This is a genomic window from Bdellovibrionales bacterium, assembly GCA_016716765.1.
In the GTDB taxonomy this organism is placed as follows: Bacteria; Bdellovibrionota; Bdellovibrionia; order Bdellovibrionales; family UBA1609; genus JADJVA01.
In genome coordinates this window covers 297,051-316,872 of sequence record JADJVA010000006.1, presented here as the reverse complement: position 1 = coordinate 316,872, position 19,822 = coordinate 297,051, and the positions used below count along the sequence as shown (strand labels likewise).

Annotated in this window: 14 protein-coding genes; 8 read left to right on the top strand and 6 right to left on the bottom strand. The window is 46.0% G+C overall.

Annotated features, from left to right (window positions below):
- The first annotated feature begins 62 nt into the window (after positions 1 to 62).
- Positions 63 to 2,087, top strand: a complete 2,025-nt coding sequence (locus IPL83_05370) for a sulfatase-like hydrolase/transferase (protein ID MBK9038585.1) — start codon at positions 63 to 65, stop codon at positions 2,085 to 2,087.
- A gap of 190 nt (positions 2,088 to 2,277) precedes the next feature.
- Here IPL83_05370 and IPL83_05365 read toward each other — a convergent pair whose 3' ends face one another.
- Positions 2,278 to 2,664: a hypothetical protein gene (locus tag IPL83_05365; GenBank protein ID MBK9038584.1), complete on the bottom strand. Its 387-nt coding sequence runs from the start codon at positions 2,662 to 2,664 to the stop codon at positions 2,278 to 2,280.
- 577 nt (positions 2,665 to 3,241) lie between these two features.
- Here IPL83_05365 and IPL83_05360 point away from each other — a divergent pair.
- The gene (locus tag IPL83_05360) at positions 3,242 to 3,937 is read left to right on the top strand and encodes a hypothetical protein (protein ID MBK9038583.1); all 696 of its coding nucleotides are present in this window, start codon (positions 3,242 to 3,244) and stop codon (positions 3,935 to 3,937) included.
- Entirely contained in the window at positions 3,877 to 5,238 is a 1,362-nt protein-coding gene (locus tag IPL83_05355) for a hypothetical protein (GenBank protein ID MBK9038582.1), read from the top strand. Before IPL83_05360 ends, IPL83_05355 begins: the two co-directional genes overlap by 61 nt.
- A 30-nt stretch (positions 5,239 to 5,268) precedes the next feature.
- Here IPL83_05355 and IPL83_05350 read toward each other — a convergent pair whose 3' ends face one another.
- The 4 genes from IPL83_05350 to IPL83_05335 form a co-directional block, all read right to left on the bottom strand.
- The gene (locus IPL83_05350) at positions 5,269 to 6,150 is read right to left on the bottom strand and encodes a hypothetical protein (GenBank protein ID MBK9038581.1); all 882 of its coding nucleotides are present in this window, start codon (positions 6,148 to 6,150) and stop codon (positions 5,269 to 5,271) included.
- Positions 6,151 to 6,305: 155 nt separating this feature from the next.
- Positions 6,306 to 6,926, bottom strand: coding sequence for a phosphatase PAP2 family protein (locus IPL83_05345; GenBank protein ID MBK9038580.1), 621 nt, complete (start codon positions 6,924 to 6,926; stop codon positions 6,306 to 6,308).
- Positions 6,923 to 7,996: a squalene/phytoene synthase family protein gene (locus IPL83_05340; GenBank protein MBK9038579.1), complete on the bottom strand. Its 1,074-nt coding sequence runs from the start codon at positions 7,994 to 7,996 to the stop codon at positions 6,923 to 6,925. Before IPL83_05340 ends, IPL83_05345 begins: the two co-directional genes overlap by 4 nt.
- 94 nt (positions 7,997 to 8,090) lie before the next feature.
- Positions 8,091 to 10,997 (bottom strand): hypothetical protein, encoded by a 2,907-nt coding sequence (locus IPL83_05335; GenBank protein MBK9038578.1) that lies wholly within the window; start codon positions 10,995 to 10,997, stop codon positions 8,091 to 8,093.
- A 231-nt stretch (positions 10,998 to 11,228) separates the two neighbouring features.
- On the opposite strand from IPL83_05335, the gene IPL83_05330 reads away from it, so the two are divergent.
- Together IPL83_05330 and IPL83_05325 are read left to right on the top strand one after the other, a co-directional pair.
- A complete protein-coding gene (locus IPL83_05330) occupies positions 11,229 to 12,017 on the top strand; it encodes a hypothetical protein (protein ID MBK9038577.1) in 789 nt (262 codons plus the stop codon).
- A 21-nt stretch (positions 12,018 to 12,038) separates the two neighbouring features.
- Complete coding sequence (locus IPL83_05325) at positions 12,039 to 12,938, top strand: hypothetical protein (GenBank protein ID MBK9038576.1); 900 nt, start codon at positions 12,039 to 12,041, stop codon at positions 12,936 to 12,938.
- A gap of 158 nt (positions 12,939 to 13,096) precedes the next feature.
- Here the strand turns inward: IPL83_05325 and IPL83_05320 are convergent, their stop codons facing one another.
- Positions 13,097 to 13,942, bottom strand: coding sequence for a hypothetical protein (locus tag IPL83_05320; protein MBK9038575.1), 846 nt, complete (start codon positions 13,940 to 13,942; stop codon positions 13,097 to 13,099).
- Positions 13,943 to 14,211: 269 nt separating this feature from the next.
- On the opposite strand from IPL83_05320, the gene IPL83_05315 reads away from it, so the two are divergent.
- The 3 genes from IPL83_05315 to lpdA all read left to right on the top strand — a co-directional run bounded on the left by IPL83_05315 (position 14,212) and on the right by lpdA (position 19,814).
- Entirely contained in the window at positions 14,212 to 16,965 is a 2,754-nt protein-coding gene (locus IPL83_05315) for a 2-oxoglutarate dehydrogenase E1 component (protein MBK9038574.1), read from the top strand.
- A 63-nt stretch (positions 16,966 to 17,028) separates the two neighbouring features.
- Positions 17,029 to 18,330: a 2-oxoglutarate dehydrogenase complex dihydrolipoyllysine-residue succinyltransferase gene (odhB, locus tag IPL83_05310; protein ID MBK9038573.1), complete on the top strand. Its 1,302-nt coding sequence runs from the start codon at positions 17,029 to 17,031 to the stop codon at positions 18,328 to 18,330.
- 71 nt (positions 18,331 to 18,401) lie between these two features.
- A complete protein-coding gene (gene lpdA / locus IPL83_05305; protein MBK9038572.1) occupies positions 18,402 to 19,814 on the top strand; it encodes a dihydrolipoyl dehydrogenase in 1,413 nt (470 codons plus the stop codon).
- Positions 19,815 to 19,822 lie beyond the last annotated feature (8 nt).

Here is a 19,822-nt window from a genome sequence, read left to right as displayed (position 1 = left end):
AATTTGTTGATCGAGCGGGATGGTGGTAGACAGAAGCAATTTCAATTATTGGAGTCTCAGTCATGTTGGAACGTTTTGTCGGGAGCCGTGGACTTTTGCTGGCTCGATTGTTTCTGATTTTTCTCATTCCTTTTACGCTTTTGCGTTTGATTTTTTATTTCACATTTGCCTCTGACATTGGCAATCGCTTGGAGGTAACCAAAGCCTTTTATCTGGGACTCAAATTTGATACTCGAGTTCTCTTGGTGCTGTTACTGATTCCGGCCCTGGGAATGCTCATTCCATCTCTGAATCCATTCCGCTCTAAGAAGGCCCAAGCTTACTGGACAACTTACGGAACATTTTGCTTTGCATTTGCCATGTTATTTTATGTGGTTGATTTTGCCTATTACAGCTATCTCGGTTTAAGAGCCAATGCGACCATTCTTATGTTTCTTGAAAATCCAGAAATCAGCGCTGAAATGGTCTGGCAGACTTATCCTGTTATTAAAATTATTCTTGGTGTTGTTTGTTTAACAATCCTTTTTTCGTGGGCCCAATGGAAAATTCTTCAAAAATGTGATTTACCTCAAACTCGAGGTGGACGCAGGTGGCTTCAAGGCTCTGTTGTGACAATCCTTTTTTTGAGTGGAATCTACGGCAAATTTTCTGCCTACCCCCTGCGCTGGAGCGAGGCCTATTTCAGTACAAATTCCTTTGTCACCTCTCTTGGAATGAATCCGATACACTACTTCTTTGACACCTTCAATGATCGAGAGAGGCCCTATGATCTCAATAAAGTAAAAAAATACTATCCGATTGTGTCCAAATACTTGGGTGTCGATAATCCTGATGCAGAGAAATTGAACTTTGATCGCTGGCTCATTCCCCGTCCTCAATTGCCGTCAAACACCAACGTCGTCCTCATTATCATGGAATCCTTTGCCTCCCACAAGACAGGAGTTTTTGGCCATCCTCTCGATCCAACCCCTTACTTTGATACTCTCGCAAAGAAAGGTAAATTGTTCACCCGCTACAATGTCCCTTCGGAGGGAACAGCTCGATCCATATTTACTGCCCTTACGGGAATTCCGGATGTCATGAGCACCAGAACTTCAAGTCGCAATCCCTTGATCGTTGACCAGCACATTTTGATAAACGCCTTCAAAGAACACCAGAAATTCTATTTCCTTGGAGGAAGTGCCAATTGGGGAAATATTCGTGGAGTCATTGCCAACAACATTCCAGATATGAAGATATTCGAAGAGGGAATGTTTAAAACACCAAGTACAGATGTCTGGGGCATCTCTGACTATCAACTTTTTAATGAAGTTCATGATCAGCTGAGTTCGCTGCCTCCAGATCAGTCTTTTTTTACTGTTGTTCAGACGGCCGGATTTCATCGTCCCTACACCATACCAGCTGATCGCGGCGAATTCACAACCAAGGAATTGGGAAAAGAGGAACTGGCTAAATATGGACTTGTATCCACGGATGAATACAATTCTCTGCGCTTTTCTGATTACAGCTTGGGTCATTTTATGGAAATTGCTAAAAAGGCCCCTTATTACAAGAACACTTTGTTTGTTGTTATCGGTGATCATGGTCTGCCTGATCTCGATGCAGCCCATTTGCCTGAAGGCAGTCGTTTGCACCACCTGACCCGTTTTCACGTGCCTCTTTTGTTCTTTCATCCACAATGGGATCATCCGGAGAGAATTGAGACTTTTGCCACCGAGCCCGATGTTCTCGTCACGATCAGTTCTCTCACTGGACATAAAACTCTCGTAAGGAACTTCGGTCGGGATTTATGGGATCCTCGATTCAAAGATCAGCGATTTGCTTTCCATTATGTCTATTACAGAACTCCTCCTCATATCGCTCTCCTTGATAACCAATATTATTTGTTGGCCGAACCCAATGCCGTTCAAGGACTTTATGATTTGAGCGGAAAAACTCCCGGGCAAGATTTAAGAGCTAGCTTGAGCGACCGGAATCAGTGGATGACGGATCTGACCTTCGGACTTTATGAAACTGCAAAATATTTGCTTTACAATAATCCCAATCCTCTAAAGACCGGAACACCTCATTTCAAGAACAAAAAATAGCCTTCAAATTTGAAGCGATTTGAATTGATCTGAATTGAATTGATTTGATTTGATTTGAATCGATTGCAAAAGGTGCTTTTTTGAGATTTTCGAGCGTTTTTATGTTTCTCTTCCCATGAGAGCATAGGACCGGCCAATCGTCGGTTGAAAAAGTCCCTCTTCAAGATTGGTGCTCTCAGCTTCACACCGACTAATTTTTAGACCCTACTCTGCATGTACCGGACTTTTCCTCTATTTGGACATTCACCAGTTCTTCTGAAGAAGTTGATTTTTCCTTGAAGGTCACCATGAATATGCAACCGGTTTCTGTTGTTAAGGTAACTGTGTAGGGCTTTTCAGGATTATCATCGTTAGTTTCTTCTATGTCTATATGTTTCACACGACCAGCGGTTATTGGATCAATTGGAAACTCACTTGAATAGTAGCGTTCTGTTACTTTATCAACTATTCGAATTGTACCAAAAAAATCGTCTATGCTCTGCTGTGTGTACGGCTCTGCCTTTGAAAAGGCTGAATTCAACGTTATGAAAACCGTCGCCCCAATTAGAATTGATTTGGCATTTATTAGACTCTTCACTTTACAATCTCCGATTTAATGTAACGAGGGACACTTCTTTTATAGAATTCAATAAAGTCAATCGACCTATTTGCATTTCTTGGACCGGCGTAGGTTGAATTATTTTGGAGATTGAGGGGAATTGGTCTGAAAATTTGTGAAAGACGGCGACGATAACCGGCTCATTTTAGAAAGGGTGATCATCCCACCGCCATCGCGGAGAGATTTGGAGATGTTTTCCTCTTTCTTTCGGGCTCGGCCAATCGAGCCTTCACACTAGCGCGTAATATCGCATTCCAATCAGCGTCCTTCAGCACCACCAATCAATCCATCAAAGTTCATCTTCTCATAGACATGACCAACCACTGCATTGATGCCAGAATTCAATCGCGAGCGCTCTTTCATCTGTCATTGAATTGAATTGAATTGAATTGAATCGTCTGCATATGGGAATTCATGGTTTGCATACAGAAACTCACAGCACGCAGTCGGTGTGTCTCAAATATTTCATGTCCAATAACAAGACAGGCAGTATTTTAGCCTGGAGAGTCTTATTGGTTGCGCCGATAAGTACTTAGACATTTCGCGGAGGTTTTAAGTGAAGAAGGTTACAGGCGTCAAAAGGCAAGTCTGGGTTTCTTTGGTGGCCGTATCTAGCATGGTCCTTCTGAGTTTTTCCTGTACGCGAAAGAACAGCAATATGAGCAAGATTAGCTTGGCACTGCCCTCATACAAGGGAAAATCAAGTGGTCTTTCGAAGACTTCATCCCCTCTTGCAAAACAGACCAAGAGCACAAATGCAATGGCTTCAAAAATGCTAAACGCCCAGTCAGAAGGTGGAATCTGGGAAGTAGAAGATGCAACTGACATATCTGAAATCGCATGTTATGCAGTTTTCGTCGGCGGACCCGGCCTTGATTACAAAAGCTGCAAGAATTCTGAAGGCATTGAGGTCGTTCGCTTCGGTCGAGAAGCAGGCATTTTCAAACCAGGTCAGAATATTGAATTAGATGTTCCATCCGGAAATGGTCGCCGCATTTTTCTCATTGGGTTCAAGACAGACGATACGACGACTTTTGAACATTGCCATGACATATTTGGAACACAAGCTTCACCTCCAAAGGAGCACTTATCTGCCCCATTGATCGTCGGTCAAGCGACCTTGGATCTGGCTCCCGGAAATGCCGAAGTAAACATCGTCGCTTCACTCTCCGGCTCAAAAAAGTTTGAAGATTGCAGTTTTTTCAAGGCGGAGGATCGGGAGGCGGTGGAAATACGCCACTCCCTCCAGTAGCAGAAAACCTCTTCGGTGATGGAGGCGATGGGGACCTTGTCATCACCTCTACGGGACCAAGCCAATCTAATACGAGCACCTATGGTTTCTTCTCTAGCTACACACCCGGTTATCGGGCATTGCCGAGCAACAAGATATTTGGTGCCTCACGCCGAATCGTTGGCATCGATTCGACGGGCTTAATTTTATCGACAAATTCCAGCTTTACGAGCTATGAGTTTGAGATTGGAGATGAAATTCTGTTTCATGTCGCTTCCGGGCGATCTTTGATTGACCCTGACCTCAACGCTTGCGGAGGAGGCTTGCACAGAGGAGATTTTCAATTTGCTCGTGTTGCGAACGTGCCGAACAGCACTACCATCGAGGTTGATCATCCAATAGCTCCTATCCCTGCTGCGATAAATAACTCCAATCTGTCAGCGTCCATCTCTTTTAGCGGATATTTCTGTCATATCCAAATCATCCGCGTGCCAAACTTTAATCAAATTAATGTCCAACCAGGCGCTGTACATCAGATGTTATCGGGAACCTACAACTGGGGGGATGTCACTGGACTTACGGTTTTTCGCGCCAAAAACTTGGTCCTGAACTCAAGCAGCACACTCTCAATTAAATCCGTCGGATCGGGCTTTAATGCTACCGCGTTTTCTGATGGAGGCAGCCTTTCCGGCCCAGGAGGCAGCTCAGGTAGTGCCAGCACAAATGGGGGCGGAAACGAACCAGGCTCTGGCGGGGCCGGCGGCGGAGGCAGTGCTGTGTCCTCTGGCGGTGATGGCGGAGGAAATTCAGGATCTGGCGGATATGCCGTTGATTACTGCATTGGTCCTTGTTCGATATATGGTGGCAAAAAGATCATGTATGGAGGTGCTGGTGGCGGCGTCAATACCGTGGCCGGAGGATCGGGAGGGGGAGGTTTGCTTCTTTTTATCGGAAATGTAGAGGGGTCGGGCTTACTTGAACTGAAAGCGGGCGGCTCACAGGGCAGTTCAGATCGCGCCGGAGGGGGGGCCGGAGGCACAATTCATCTCTCATCTCGCGAAATTCATTCAAGCCTTAACGTCAACGTAGATGGAGGCATCGGAATAACTGGTGGAGGCAGTGGCGGAGGAGGCGGTGGTGCTGGGGGTGTTTCAGAAGTAAATTATTGCGCATCAATGTCTTCGACATCTGTGGCCCTTTTACAATCGAATGCAACTTCGACCGGAGGACTTGGGGGCTCGGGCAGCACGCCGAATGGAGCGCCCGGCCTTGCTGGAATGAATCTTGTGAATGATCTTCAAAATTACTGCACGGCTTTTTAGATAGCTCATGAAAGTGTCAACCTTTGGCACTCAGTCAGTAGGCGATTCCCCTCGTCCGACAGGAATCCGATTTGGCACTGGAGTCATGATATCCATCTCAGGACTGCCGATAATTTCTCTCCGGCCCTTTGCCGGAAATTGAGGATCTCTCTCGGAGTCTTGAATCAACAAATGAATGGAAGCCTCCCCGCGCGGGTCTCGCTCAACCAACACATCTGCATGGGCCCAAACCGAACTGCTCTGAGAACTCCCACTCAGAGCCATGGCACCGCTACTAGAATCGACGATAGCATCTCGGGAGAATTCCGCAGATTCAGATATTATGAGATATTCCCGACTGCCTGAAGCATGCTCAGCTAAAAAATCCTGAATCTGAATAGATATTGACCGCCAACCGATCTCACTCAGGGGAGTCAGGCTCATTTCTCTCGCAATTACTTCGATGGCATAGTCCAATTTTTCTCCATTTTGAGAAGAAAAAGTTAGGATTATCATCGTCTCTCCACGATCACTCAAATCCATTATCGCACTCAACCTTGAGGCCGCAGCTTTCCTATCCATCGAACCCCTCAGAACTTCTCCCCGACTAGAAATCCGAGCATAACCACGATTCAGAACAGATTCGGGGTCCCCCCTCAATCGACTCTTGAGAGCTCTAAACGAATTTAACGTGTACGCGCGGGATGAGATAGCCACGAAAACGCTCGCGCCTCCACCCCCAGGCACTTGGATCTTTTCCAATTTGTCTTTATCAAGCTTTTCACCCGCCCTTAATAAGGCCAGACAGACAGATTTGTGTGGACTGACCAATCCCAGCCTATTCGCCCAGTTCACAATAAAGCCGGCATGAGCCTGATGAGACCAACAAAAAAAGATAAATCCAAGAATTTTTGAGAATCGCCATAATGCCATCTTCAACCATCCAAGCTAATGCAGAAACCGGAGACTTCTAAAAATCAACTTCATAAAAAAATGAAAGAAAAAGAGCAAATGCGGACGCGAAAAGGCTTTTGCAAAGCGAATGCCACTCAACACTTGTTGGATAAAAAAGAGCAATTCAGGCTGAGTCAAGAACCTCGAGACCGCCTCCCCCTCTTGCGAGGAGCAGACACCGTGCCCGAAGGGGAGAAAAATTTGAATCGTGAAAACAGAATCCAAATCAATACACTGGAAAGGAAGTAGCCTATGAGACCCCCACCAATGACATCCCCTGGGTAGTGCACTCCCACGTACACTCGGCTGTAGGCAATGACGGCCGCTGTTCCAAAAAACCACCAGGGACTCGCCAGTGGATAAAACCAAGTCAACAACCTCGCCACCGCAAATCCTGAGAGCGCATGGTTGCTGGGAAAGCTATCGGATTTAGGATAATAGGAAACTCTCACTTGCACTTGAGATCCCAGAGTGTTTTTGGGTCGAGCCCTCGAAACCACAGGCTTTAGAACTCGGTAGCTGAAAGTATCGCAAAGACCAATTACCAGTCCCACAAGCGCAATCACTTTAATCGCTCGAACACGACTCCGCCACACATAAAAAAGAACACAGGCTGGCACAACAATATACAAAAAATACGAATGATGATGAAGATTTGTAATATGCCCAAAAAACCGGTCTAAGTAGGTGTGTGTGAGTGTGTTATTGATAAGGAGAAACCAAGTCTGATCGAGTTCTTCAAGGTAATTCTTCAAGTTAAACAGGCCTCAGCCATACCGAGATCAAAGAAATCTTCGGAGTGCAGTTGACCACGATAGACTTCACTTAACCAGTCCCCATCGGACGACAGAGAATCCGCCTTTAAACTTGATAGTCTCTCTGCTGCAGAGAAATCAGGATTCAAGCCGGCCTCCTTAGCCAACTTCCCGAACAGATTTTCCAGAAATAGATTATCATTTATATTTCTTCTCAGGGTATCGAACAACTTCATCGTCGCAAGACGAGGTATTTTCACCATTTTTCTCTTTGAATGCGATTTTTCGACCCAGGGGAGAGAAGCTAAACCCAAAAATAAACTTTGAGCGCAAAAAAGGCGAAATCCTCGTTGTTGAATTGGGAGACTCTCCAGAAATCGCCAGGCACCCAAGGAATTTCGATTCAAACTTTCTTTGATTTCTTCCCGTGAATGAACAAAAAAACGTCCCTCCTGCTCATCCTTAAATTGATCTTTGAGTAAGTTGATTTTCTGTAAAAAAAGACCGAAATGGTGAGCTTCTAACACAAATGTCCGCGCTGCTCTGACTTGAGGCTCCACGTGCCTAACCAATTGAGCAAGAGTTTCTCCGACAATACCAGCCACAAAAAAACAATACTGATTCACTTCTCTCAGATTAATAAGACGAATTTGACCGCGCTGCTTTCGAAGACGGGAATAGTGCTGCATCCCCGCACTCATGCAAACAATCATTTCCTGAATCACTGCTCTCACAGTCAAAGGGGTGCCATGAAGTTCCCCAAAAACAAGGGCTGAGTCTCTCAGTAAAAGTTTCTCACCCTCCGGGATTTCGAGTGGAAATTGTTGATTCCAAGATCGAAGCACTTCTGGCTGAGGAGGGTTCAACAGAAACTCATCAAACTGACCAAACTGCCGCAACTGCTCACTTAATTTCTTCCAAGGAGCGTCCTCTACCGTGTCCAATATCCGACAAATAAGATAGGTCAAGCTGACCCACCCCCGAAGCGGGGCATCCAGCTGTGAAATACAATAGGCAAAGCTACGACTCACCCGATCCAAATGACTTTGATAAAATTCTGTTTCCATCATCGCCCGACTAATTTAAATTTCTACAGACTGCGGTCAACCGGATTCGTTCAATATGGGTCGAGAATTGAATAAAACTCAAGATTGACGATAAGCATTATTTTCGGTTAAACAAGCCTTTGATCTTTTCATTGATATCTTTTTCAATCTTCTGCTTGCCTTCATCCACAGCCTTTTCGAACTCTTGTCTTGCCTTGCCTTCAACCTTTTTGACAAGTTTTTTCTTTTCATATTCAATTGTCTTAACCAACATCTTCTCAATGGTCGCACTAGCCACAGTTAGACCCGGATTTATGAGACTTCCCTGAACTTCAACCGGGATAACCAGTCTCCCTTCTTTGTCAGCGTTTGCAGCAAATAGACTCCCGGACGTGTTAAGATTGGAAACTCGCAACTCTCCCTTGAGGTGTCCTATCAAATCAAAATTGACCTTTCCATCCGCAACAATTTGATTGTTTTCCGGGGTAGAAAAAATAAAATTCGCTAGATTTATTTGACCATCGCGAGATCCAAATTTGGCTAAGACTTCGGCACTAACCCCCTTTGAATCGATCGACTTTTTATCTTCTTCTGTTCGCAATTTCGCCAGAACATCATTGATTTTTTTGTCGATCTCCAAAGTACTGGCAAAAAAATCCTTTATCGAAATGCTCCCTTCGCTCACAATTTTTTCGTACCAACCAAGCGGCCCAGGAAAGGGTATCCCGAAGTTGCCTTGAATATTCAAAAGGCCTCTGACTGAATCCCGTCGGTCAGGCATCCACCAATTAAATACCCTTGCCAGGTTGAATTTGTTCAGATCGACTTTTAACTTTAACTGAGGTTGATTTTCGAGCAAGAACACCTTTAAACTCGATACACGGAGATCGCCCCCGAATATTCCCCCGATGGAAATCTCGCCAGCAAGCTCTCCCTTATCATATGAACCCTTCATATTTGAGCGATCCATAAACTCTGTTCCCAGTTTAATTTTGGACACCTGAGCCTCAAAACTTAACCTCGATTGAGCCAGAATCGGCCAAGAGGGCAAATGAAAGGGCACTGTTGCATGAGAAACCGTTGGCGCGCCCCCTTTCTTCTCCTCCCTCTTTGGAATGGGAATGCTCAATCCTGCCATCTGAGCTTTGATCTCTCCAACAAGGCTGATCGGACTTTTGGAGATTCCGAGGGCAAAGTCATAGACCCCACGGGCTTTCAAATATCCTTGAAGACTTCCCCCATTAAGTCCGTATTGAGCTAAACCAGGCAGAACCTGTGAGAGGCGAGAAAAGCTGACTTCTTCTATATCGGCTTGAATATTGAACTTTGGACGTTGAGGATTCTCTATTTCTCCCGATCCCGCAAAGGATCCAGCAGGGTGGATAAAACTAAATTTCTGCAGGATAATTTTATCTCCGGCCTGGTTTACCGTCGCACGCAACGAAAGCGGATCACCCTTCTTCTTACGAAATTCATCCCCATAAGCCATGCTCATGCCTGATAATTCCGCAGCAAAAATCGCTTTGGCCGATTTGAGATGAGAGCCCTCCGCAAGCAATTCCATATCAGCATTAACGGACAAGGGTCCTCCAACATGAATACTCCTTTTGTCGTTGCTGTAGTTGAGTGTGGTCGACAAATCCTGAATCTTCAAAGGACTCACCTTCACCAACAAGTTTTCAGGCTGGGAGAGATCGCCCCTCACTTCAGCGCGAACTTGCAGAAGTCCACGCAAAGTCTGATCTTTCAGAAACGGAAAAAATGCTTCGAAACCATCGAGCCTAACCGGAGGAACATTAATCTCTAGAAATGATTGTCTATTTGTCTCCGAATGAATGACTCCTCGAACATGGGATAGCAGACGAGTAAATTCCAAATCTCCCTTCTCTATCTTAAACTCACTTCCTTCTTTTTTTGCCTGAACCTCAATTCTCAAACGATCCGAATCCTTCTTCTGAAACCAATCTAGATAGCGCAGACTGGCTCCGCTTAAGTCTAAAATGACAAAGAGATCTTTGATTTCCCAACTACTAGAATAGACAGCATCAATTCGGGCGTCAGCAGCTACAGCTCCATTCATCTGGATTTCGTCTCGATGAAAATTGGTGTCCCCACGAAGCCCATGAATGGCACCCTGAACGGCGACATAAGGGGGGGAAGAGGGTTTTTGAGCAAAATGAACCTTGCCAGAAATTTCGCCAGCCCAGTTTCCAGGAGGCAAAAACTGAGGCGGAACCTTAATTTGACTGATCTCAGGAACCTGTAATTTCAATATCCAATTCTGTTGCAAAGAAGGAAACTCAGTCGTGCCAGCCACGGCAGCGAGCAATCCCCCAAGGTTTATATTCATCCGTTTGACATCAAGCTTCCCTGAGGAAGTAAAGATCTCCTTGGAATCGACACTCACGGGCATAGAGAAGGATGCATACGGTGACTTATAGTCAAGCAATGCTTGGATCAACAAGTCCATTGGCGTTTTATTGTTCAAGAGGCTCTCTTGTCGAAGAAAAAGACTTAGACCTTTAAGCCCAAAACGAGTCCCCAAATCTTCTTTGCCACTTTTGTCAGACAAAAAAACTTCGACTTGACCGCGCGAAATTTGAAGATCGACGCTCGAATCAATGGGAAACATTTTGAAGAGTCTAGCCCCTAACGTATCAGGGTTTTTAACAGCATGAGCTTCCTCAATTCTATCTGGAATCAAAATTCTCAAGTTGGGATTTTCAATCCTCACTCTCGTGCGAAAGAAAAGAGAAGGAAAATGATTGAAAATCCGATTGAAATCAATTTCTATCGTCGCGTTTGGAACCAAACCTTGAAGAGTTCCGTTTGACTTAGTGATTTGCAACTTTTCTATGGCTATAGAAATAGGAATAATGCTCTTTAATTGAAATCCCCCGAGGACAATCTCCCCTTCGAAAAGCTCGCCCCCTTTCGTGATGATGAGCTCCTTGATTCTCGGCTCAAGCAAGCTAGGGAGCGTGGCCCAGACAGCAGCCAAACCTAACACGAAGAGTATAAACAAGATTGCCAAGCCTCTTGCAAGTCTTCGCTTCCATCTCCTCCATTTTTTCTTTCTTGCCATCAGAATATTGTAGGGAATTTTTCAGACAGGGTCACTGAATCAGAAAAGTTCCTTCGACTAAGGTCCAAGACTAAGCGAACTCATCATCAACTTTTAACTTATCCACCAGAATCGAATACGATACCTCTATCTATTTGAATTTGAAAATGTATTCACAAGAGAGGTCTGTTGATGACTCACCACAAACTTTTGATAATTCTTTTTGCAATGTCAGCAGCCTTGCCGATAAAGGCCGAACAGTCCAATTTCACATTTATCAATCTTGCTAACTATCAACGACTCACGGGATCTCAGAGAACTTCCTACACAAAAGGTCTACAGCTAGCGGTCGCAGAACTCGAATCCTCTCTTCAGCGCAACGGCATGGATGTCTCTCTGTTCGACATTCTTGACTCCATCCTCCCTCGTTCCTTTGCCGCCACGAAAAAAGGCGCTTGGGGTCCAAAATGCATTATTGGAGGAGTCATTCGGCCGACCAACAATGGGATTTGCCCCACCCTCGGGAGGGGATGCAAGGGCCAAAACGATGGTTTCCAATGCGGAAAGATCTATGGGAAAGAGGAACAGGCTTGTATCAGCCGAGTGCCGATAGAAACTATTTCAGAGCGCTGCAAAGAAAAAGGAAAGGACTATCAAATCGGTGACACTGATTATGCGGCCATCAGTGAAGACCTTGATCGCGGAATCAAAGATGTCTGTCTGAGTGCGCCCGAGAAGGGAAGGGATGTCTGCGACAAGTTTTGGGGCCGCGTGAGCGAACTGAATGAAAAACATAAAAAAGCCCCCCCCGTGCAGCTTCCTTGGAAGAAAGAAAAGGAAAAGGACAATGATCAAGAGAAAGAGAAGAAAAATGACGGCCAACGCGAAAATCCTGACTCTCTAACTGTTTTAACCACAAAGGATGCCTGCGATCCCAATCGTGACCAAGGAAGAAATGGCACATGCCATGCTTTTGTCTGACCTGCGTCTATGACAACAGCGATGGCTCGCGCAACAAAGGATTCAAAACCCTCGCCGACGAAACCATTTCGAGTTTCTGCCAATTGGATTGCCATGATTTCCGTCGTGAAGAGAATGTGTGACGATCCACATTCCTTTCATAAAACTTCTGATGAGATGTTGAAAGTAGGCTGGAGCCCCGGCGACAATCTTCAAATAATTGAAGCCATTGGGGCTTGTGCAGAAGAAGAATACATTGCCTATGACAATCAAACAAAAGATTGGGGAGCCCAATTTCAATCTAAAGCAAGTGCGGCGACAAGAGGCATTAATGATCACCCTGGACCTGAATTTGCTGAAAAGGAAAATAGTAATTGGGAGCAAAAGTTTGGAATTAAACCTGGGGTAGCATATGAACTTTTTTGCCCTCAGCAGGGGAAGTCACTTGAAGACAATCTTCAAGGCTACGAACAACGCCTTGCCGAATTGTCGAAACCTGAACATCAAGACAAACCAAATGAGAAATTCATAAAATGTGCCAAGGCTGCACTGGAAAACAGAAAAAAGCTTAAGCTGGGCGGAACAAGCCAAGGCAAAGACTCTTGTAGGAACCTTAATTTCGCCAACGACAATGACAGGGTGAATTCTTTGAAAAAAATGATAAAGGAAAGTCAGGGCCCTTTACCCATCGTCATAACTACAAGCACCGATGGTCACGGGTATCATTGCGTGACAGTTACGGGCTATGACGACAAAAAAGAAGTCTTTCATACGATCAACTCCTGGGGTGCATCTCAGCAACATCGGACACTCCCATACAAAGAGGCTGATCGATTTCTCTATGCCACTGGAAAAAACTGCCCTCTCGTGACGGGACCAAAACCTTCGTCGGGTGCACCAGCGGGAGGTCCTCCTCCAGCAAAAACCTCCGGCCAAAAATGAGACTCCTTCAACAGCCACATAAATGATTAATATTTGAGATAATTCTGGCATTTTTGATCCCCCGGGTCTCTGTCGAGACTGGAGTAAATATGTAAGGGGGTTCCCGTTAACGGATTGATTTTGGAGGCAAAAAATTTCATTCTTTCTGCTTGAATTCTTCAACCAAGCTCTTCAATTGCCGGTTTGACCATATAATGTTTATGAACCAAGACAAGATAATCTAGGGGAAACGATGTTATTCGGGATATACTGAGAGTGCCTTGTAGAAGTCGCGCGTCCAAGAAGTCCAATATCCACCATCTGTTTCCATCAAATGAAAGCTGTTTAGCTTCAACATCGGACATCTCTAAAATCGGCGCCAAAAGCACGTCTAGGTCAGCAAGCCTCGCATACGCGCTTTCTGTATCCTGAGAAGGGACAAGTACTCCATTTTCATATGCCCACGCTGGAATATCGTCCGAGTTAGTGGTGTGGTATATTTCGTAGAGGATCTCACTTTGGATCACATCACTCAAAAGGAACTTCACATTGACCAGGTCGACTAACGCAAATTGGCCGCGCAGGGAATCATGAATTTGAGGAACAAGTAGGGGGAAATTCGGGGCAACGTCCAAATAAATATTTATATATTCAGTGTATGGAAGTACGGGAATCGCCCAGCTATTTTTTCCCGATGATATTGGTATCCGCAATGCAAGCGTTTTTCGATGCGACTGATGTTTCACCTCAAGCACGCGAGTGGTATTGCCTTTTCCCAAAAAGCGGACGACTTCAAAGCGCCGCTGGCCATCAAAAATCAAAACGTCGTCAGGCATAATATTTTCTACAAGATACCGATAGTTTTCGACTTGAATACCATTCTCAAAAAGACGAACTTCCCTTGGCTGGCGCGGCACAGTCTTCCTAGATCCAGAAGATACGTCAAAGGAGGCCAGTGCAAAAGAAATGTAAACTATCCAATGAACCGACCTCTCAATGCAGGAAGCGAAATGTTTATTCCTCATTTTTTTCATGCCAAAAAGTCTAGCAAGACCAATGCCACAATTAAGTTTTGCCAATAAGTTTTCTGGTAAAAAGTCTAAGCCAGCCGTTTCGGCCAAAAGGGTCTTGTGACTTTTTAGAAAATGAACCTGACTGACCTTAGCTTTACCTGCTATAAATAGGAAATTGCTTTAGGATATTGTTTTGTTGTCAACATCACAAAGGGTTCCTCCGTTCGTCAGGGCAATGCGCCGCGGAACACATTTTTGGAACAGAAGAGTTGAGGAGAGTTTTGGAAAAATTCAGCTATATGGCTCGCAGCAACATGGAATACATCGAAAATCTCTACAGTGACTACCGCAAGAACCCTGAACAGGTGGATCCTTTGTGGCAGAAATTTTTTGAAGGCCTTGAATTTTCCCAGTCTTTTGGGACCGCAGCAACATCTGCCTCCCCAGCTGCGGATAGTTTTTCAAAGAAGGAATTGGGAGTCTACAACCTCATTCAGTTTTACCGAGATTATGGTCATTTGAAAGCTGATCTGGATCCCCTGAAAATTCAAAAGCCTCAAACAGAAGCCTTTTCTTTGGAAAATTTTGATCTCTCTGAGTCAGACTTAGAGCAAATTTTTCATGTGGGAACAGCCCTGGGACTCGGTGAAACCAATCTCCGACAAATTCTCAGCCGCCTTGAGGAATCTTATTGCGGGACCCTCACCGCTCAACTCGCTGAATGCCCCCCAGACGTGAGAAAATGGTTCCGACGTGAATTTGAAGAACAGGTGAAGCCAACTCTTTCCGTCGAAAAAAAGAAGGAAATTTATTGTCAATTGGCGCGGACAGAGACCCTCGAAAAATTTATACATACTCGGTACGTTGGAACCAAGAGGTTCTCGATTGAAGGAGGGGACGCTCTCATTCCCATGCTTGAGGTCCTTGCAGCCCACGGCACCCCTCTGGGACTTGAAGAGATAGTGATCGGTATGGCCCACCGGGGCCGCATCAATGTCCTCGCCAACTTTATGGAAAAGGCCATCGATGTTATATTTTCAGAATTTGATGGCACAGCTTATAAAGATTTAGGATTCGACGGGGATGTCAAATATCACCTTGGATACTCTTCCGATAAGATCACCAAAAGTGGTCCTTGCCACATCTCTCTCGCATTTAATCCAAGCCATCTGGAAGCCGTTGATCCGGTTGTGTGCGGAATGACGCGCGCCAAGCAGCGCCAACGCAAAGACACACTTGAAAGAGGCAAGGTCCTGCCTATTCTTATCCATGGGGACGCGGCCTTTGCGGGCCAAGGGGTCGTGAGCGAAACATTTCAAATGTCACAGCTCGACGGATACAAGGTGGGAGGAACGATTCATGTCATCGTCAACAATCAAGTCGGGTTCACAACAGATCCGCGTCACTCCCGTTCGACTCAATACAGCTCAGACGTCTCAAAAACTGTAAAGGCCCCCGTCATTTTGGTTAATGGAGATGATGTTGAAGCTTGCGTGCGCGCCATGGATATTGCGCTGCGATTTCGTCAGGACTTCAAGCAAGATGTGGTGATTGATCTCATTTGTTATCGACGCTTTGGGCACAACGAGGGCGATGAACCCAGTTTCACTCAACCCTTGATGTATGAAATCATCAAGAGTCACCCGACCACCTGCAAAATCTATCGTGATCAGTTGGTTAAGGAAGGTCATGTAACTGCTGATTTTGCCGACGGATTTTATCGTGAGAAAATTGATAACCTCCAAGCTGTTCTTAATTCCACGAGGGCCAATCCACCCGAAGCAAAGCCACTCGCCTTCGATGCTCGATGGAAAGGCCTTCGTCGAGGAACCGCCAGTGATTTTGAGAGACCCACGCCGACCGGAGTAAAGCGTCAAGATTTGGACAAGGCAGCCAAAGCGCTTGTCAGTCTTCCTCCCAGTGATTTTGCGCTGTTTCCGAAAACAAAAAAACTCATAGAGAGCCGCAAGGAGATGCTCGATTCGAATCGGCTTGATTGGGCGATGTGTGAGTTACTCGCTTATGGCAGTTTGTGCCTGGAAGGAACTCCGGTACGTCTTTCTGGGCAGGACTGCAAAAGGGGAACATTTACACATCGACAAGCGGTCTATTTTGACATTAAGAATGGGAGTGAGTTCTGTCCCCTCGCTCAATTGAATCCAGAAAATGGGGAGTTTTGCGTTTATAATTCGCCACTCTCTGAAATGGCCGTGTTGGGATTTGAGTATGGAAACTCGATTGGTGATCCAACATTCCTAACGATCTGGGAGGCCCAATTTGGAGATTTTGCCAATGGAGCCCAAATTATCATTGATCAATTCCTAGCCAGCGGAGAAGAAAAATGGTTGCGCAGCGCAGGACTCACGCTTCTTTTGCCACATGGGTACGAAGGCCAGGGTCCCGAACACTCAAGCGCTCGCCTTGAGCGATTCCTTCAGCTCTGCGCACAAACGAACATGCAAGTCTGCAACGTCACCACTCCATCCAATTTTTTCCACCTCCTCCGCCGCCAGATGAAAAGGGATTTCCGCAAACCTCTCATTGTCATGTCACCAAAATCCCTTCTGCGACACCCTAAAGTTGTCTCGCGCCTCGAGGACATGGAGACAGGTCACTTTCAAGAAGTACTTGATGATCCAACGATAACTCAGCTCCCTGACGTTGAAAAAGTAGTCTTATGTTCAGGAAAGCTTTATTACGACCTCGACAAATATCGCGATGAACATCCTCAAAAAGTAAAAAAGACGAGTCTCATTCGAATCGAACAGCTGTATCCTTTTCCAAGAACTCAACTGACTCCTTTCTTAAATGGCTTTCCTAATTTAAAAAGGATTGTTTGGGCCCAAGAAGAACCAAAGAATATGGGGGCTTGGTTAACGCTCGGGCCGCGCCTGAGAGAACTTTTAGATGATTTGGGCCTCAGAAAACTCGAGGTGGAGTACGTTGGGCGCACAGAGCGAGCAAGCCCCGCCACAGGATCTGCCAAGGCCCATCAAAAGGAACAGGACGAAATTTTAAACAAGTGCTTTAGTTGATCCTAATAGGCAGTGTACACTGCTCCCATAAATGGTATCTCTTCAAAAAAAGGATATTTCGCTGTGAAAATTGAAATAAAAGTTCCTGCCGTAGGCGAATCAATTACCGAAGCCACAATTTCAGAATGGAAAAAGAAAAACGGAGAAACTGTTAAGCGCGATGACGTGCTCCTTGTCCTTGAAACAGACAAGGCCAGCGTTGAAGTCGTTGCAGAAAGTGACGGCGTGCTTGCAACAAAGGTTCAAGAGGGAGAGACCGTACAGATTGGCTCCATTATCGGAACAATAGATACAGAGGGAAGCCCTCGCTCCGATTCGACCCAAACTGGAAAAACCACATCTTCGGCCGCTCCTTCCCCAGCCGGACCAACTCCGGCGGCGGCCAATGGCAACGGAAATGGAAATGGTCACAGAAGCTCTGCGGGAAACCCTTCCTCTCCTCACTTAAGTCCAGCGGTGCGCAAAATTGTGAGCGAAAAAGGAATCGATTCCGCCTCTCTTGGAAGCGGTAGCGGCAAAGGAGGTCGTCTCACAAAGGGGGATGTTTTAGAGGTCGCACAGACTGGCCATCCAGGAAAGATGGATGCCACTTTGAGCGAAAGGACATCGACGCAATCCACGCTCGCAGCGCCCCTCCCTCTTCCGCAATCCAAAGCAAAAGCCAGTGGCGATGTAAAACGTGTACCAATGTCAAAACTTCGCCAAACAATCGCTCGGCGATTGGTTGAGGCCCAACACACAGCTGCAATTCTCACAACCTTTAATGAAATCGATATGACAGCAGTGATGGCCCTGCGGGCGAAATACAAAGATTCGTTCAAAGAGAAACACGGAGTCAGCCTTGGATTTATGGGATTTTTTGTGAAAGCCACTGTGGCTGCACTCAAGGCCTTTCCGCAAGTGAATTCTGAAATCGAAGGAACTTCAGTCCTTTATAAGGATTTCATCAATATGGGGATCGCTGTCAGCACTGAGAAGGGGCTTCTCGTTCCGGTGATTCGCGATGCTGATCAACTTTCGATAGCCGAAATCGAATTGGCCATTCGACATTACGCTCTCAAGGCGCGAGACGGAAAGATTTCCTTGGATGATTTGGCTGATGGCACTTTCACGATATCGAACGGTGGAGTTTTTGGCTCCCTGATGTCCACACCCATTCTCAATCCACCACAAAGTGGAATTCTTGGACTCCACAAAATTGAAGATCGACCCATGGCCGTTAATGGAAAAATTGAAATTCGATCCATGATGTATGTCGCTCTCTCCTATGATCATCGCATCGTGGATGGGCGCGAAAGTGTTAGTTTTCTCGTTAAAATCAAGGAAGGTATGGAAGACCCTTCACGCCTTCTACTTGATTTGTAAATAAAAAGCCTGGGATCCTCGGATGTAATTTCGCCTGAAGATAAATAAGGGCTTCAGATGAGGGAGTTTGTATGTCAGACACATTTGATTTGGTGGTGATTGGTTCAGGCCCTGGTGGCTATGTCGGGGCCATACGAGCAGCTCAATTGGGCCTTAAGGTGGCTGTTGTTGAGAAAAATCCAACACTCGGCGGAACCTGCCTCAACGTCGGCTGCATTCCGTCAAAAGCATTGCTTGATTCCAGCGAACACTTTTTGGCCGCTCGCACAGAATTCTTGCACCATGGGATTAAGCTTGATGGAGTGAGCCTCGACCTCCCCACGATGATGGCAAGAAAAAGTAAAATCGTGAGTGACCTGACAGGCGGGATCGCTTTTCTTTTTAAAAAAAATAAGATCGCCTCACTCGAAGGACTAGGGCGTCTAATCAGCGCAAACGAAGTCGAAATCACAGACAAGAGCGGGAAGAAAAATCTCGTTCAAGCGAAAAATATCATGCTCGCAACAGGGAGCATACCCAACGAACTGCCTTTTTTGAAGTTCAACGGCAAAACAGTGGTCTCCTCCACTGAGGCTCTCTGTCTTCCTACAGTGCCTCAAAAACTTGTGGTCGTGGGAGGAGGAGTGATTGGGCTGGAGCTGGGCTCGGTGTGGCTTCGTCTTGGCTCTGAAGTGACGATCATTGAGTACACAGGAAAGATTTGCGGAGGCATGGACACCAAGCTCAGCAAACGCCTCGAGCAAATTCTCACCAAACAAGGAATGAAATTTATCATGGAGGCCAAGGTCTCAGGCGCTGAGACAGCTCCTTCTCCATCACGAACTTTGGTCAAATACGAACGACTCAAAGACCAGAGTCAAAGTTCAGTCGAAGCCGATGTTGTTCTCGTCGCTACTGGACGCCGACCCTACTCGGATGGTTTAAATCTTGAAGGACTGGGGATCAAAACAGATAATCGAGGAGTGGTCCAAATTGATGACCATTTTCGCACGAATGTTCCCAATATTTACGCGGTCGGAGATCTCGTCCGCGGTCCCATGCTCGCTCACAAAGCCGAAGAAGAGGGCGTCGCTGTCGCCGAAATAATTGCGGGACAAGCAGGGCACGTCAATTACAACACTCTCCCTGGGGTGATTTACACTTGGCCTGAATTTGCAAGCGTCGGAAAAACTGAAGAAGAACTGCAGACACTTGGAATCAAATTTAAAGTCGGGACTTTCCCCTTTACGGCCAATGGTCGGGCAAAAGCACTGGGATGCACAGAAGGCATGGCAAAGGTCCTTGCCGACGAGAAAACAGATCAAATCCTTGGAGTTCATATTCTCGGGCCCCGCGCCAGTGATTTGATTGCGGAAGCGGTTGTGGCAATGGAGTTTTCTGCTTCGTCCGAAGATCTTGCCCGGAGCTTCCATGCTCACCCGACTCTTCCTGAAGTTCTTCGAGAGGCGGCCCTGGCCGTAGACAGTCGAGCTCGGCAGATGTGAAGAAAAGG

Coding starts and splice junctions, on each gene's coding strand:
- IPL83_05370 (MBK9038585.1), top strand. CDS start 63: ATGTTGGAACGTTTTGTCGGGAGCCGTGGACTTTTGCTGGCTCGATTG.
- IPL83_05325 (MBK9038576.1), top strand. CDS start 12,039: ATGGCTCGCGCAACAAAGGATTCAAAACCCTCGCCGACGAAACCATTT.
- IPL83_05350 (MBK9038581.1), bottom strand. CDS start 6,150: ATGGCATTATGGCGATTCTCAAAAATTCTTGGATTTATCTTTTTTTGT.
- IPL83_05320 (MBK9038575.1), bottom strand. CDS start 13,942: ATGAGGAATAAACATTTCGCTTCCTGCATTGAGAGGTCGGTTCATTGG.
- IPL83_05340 (MBK9038579.1), bottom strand. CDS start 7,996: ATGATGGAAACAGAATTTTATCAAAGTCATTTGGATCGGGTGAGTCGT.
- IPL83_05330 (MBK9038577.1), top strand. CDS start 11,229: ATGACTCACCACAAACTTTTGATAATTCTTTTTGCAATGTCAGCAGCC.
- lpdA (MBK9038572.1), top strand. CDS start 18,402: ATGTCAGACACATTTGATTTGGTGGTGATTGGTTCAGGCCCTGGTGGC.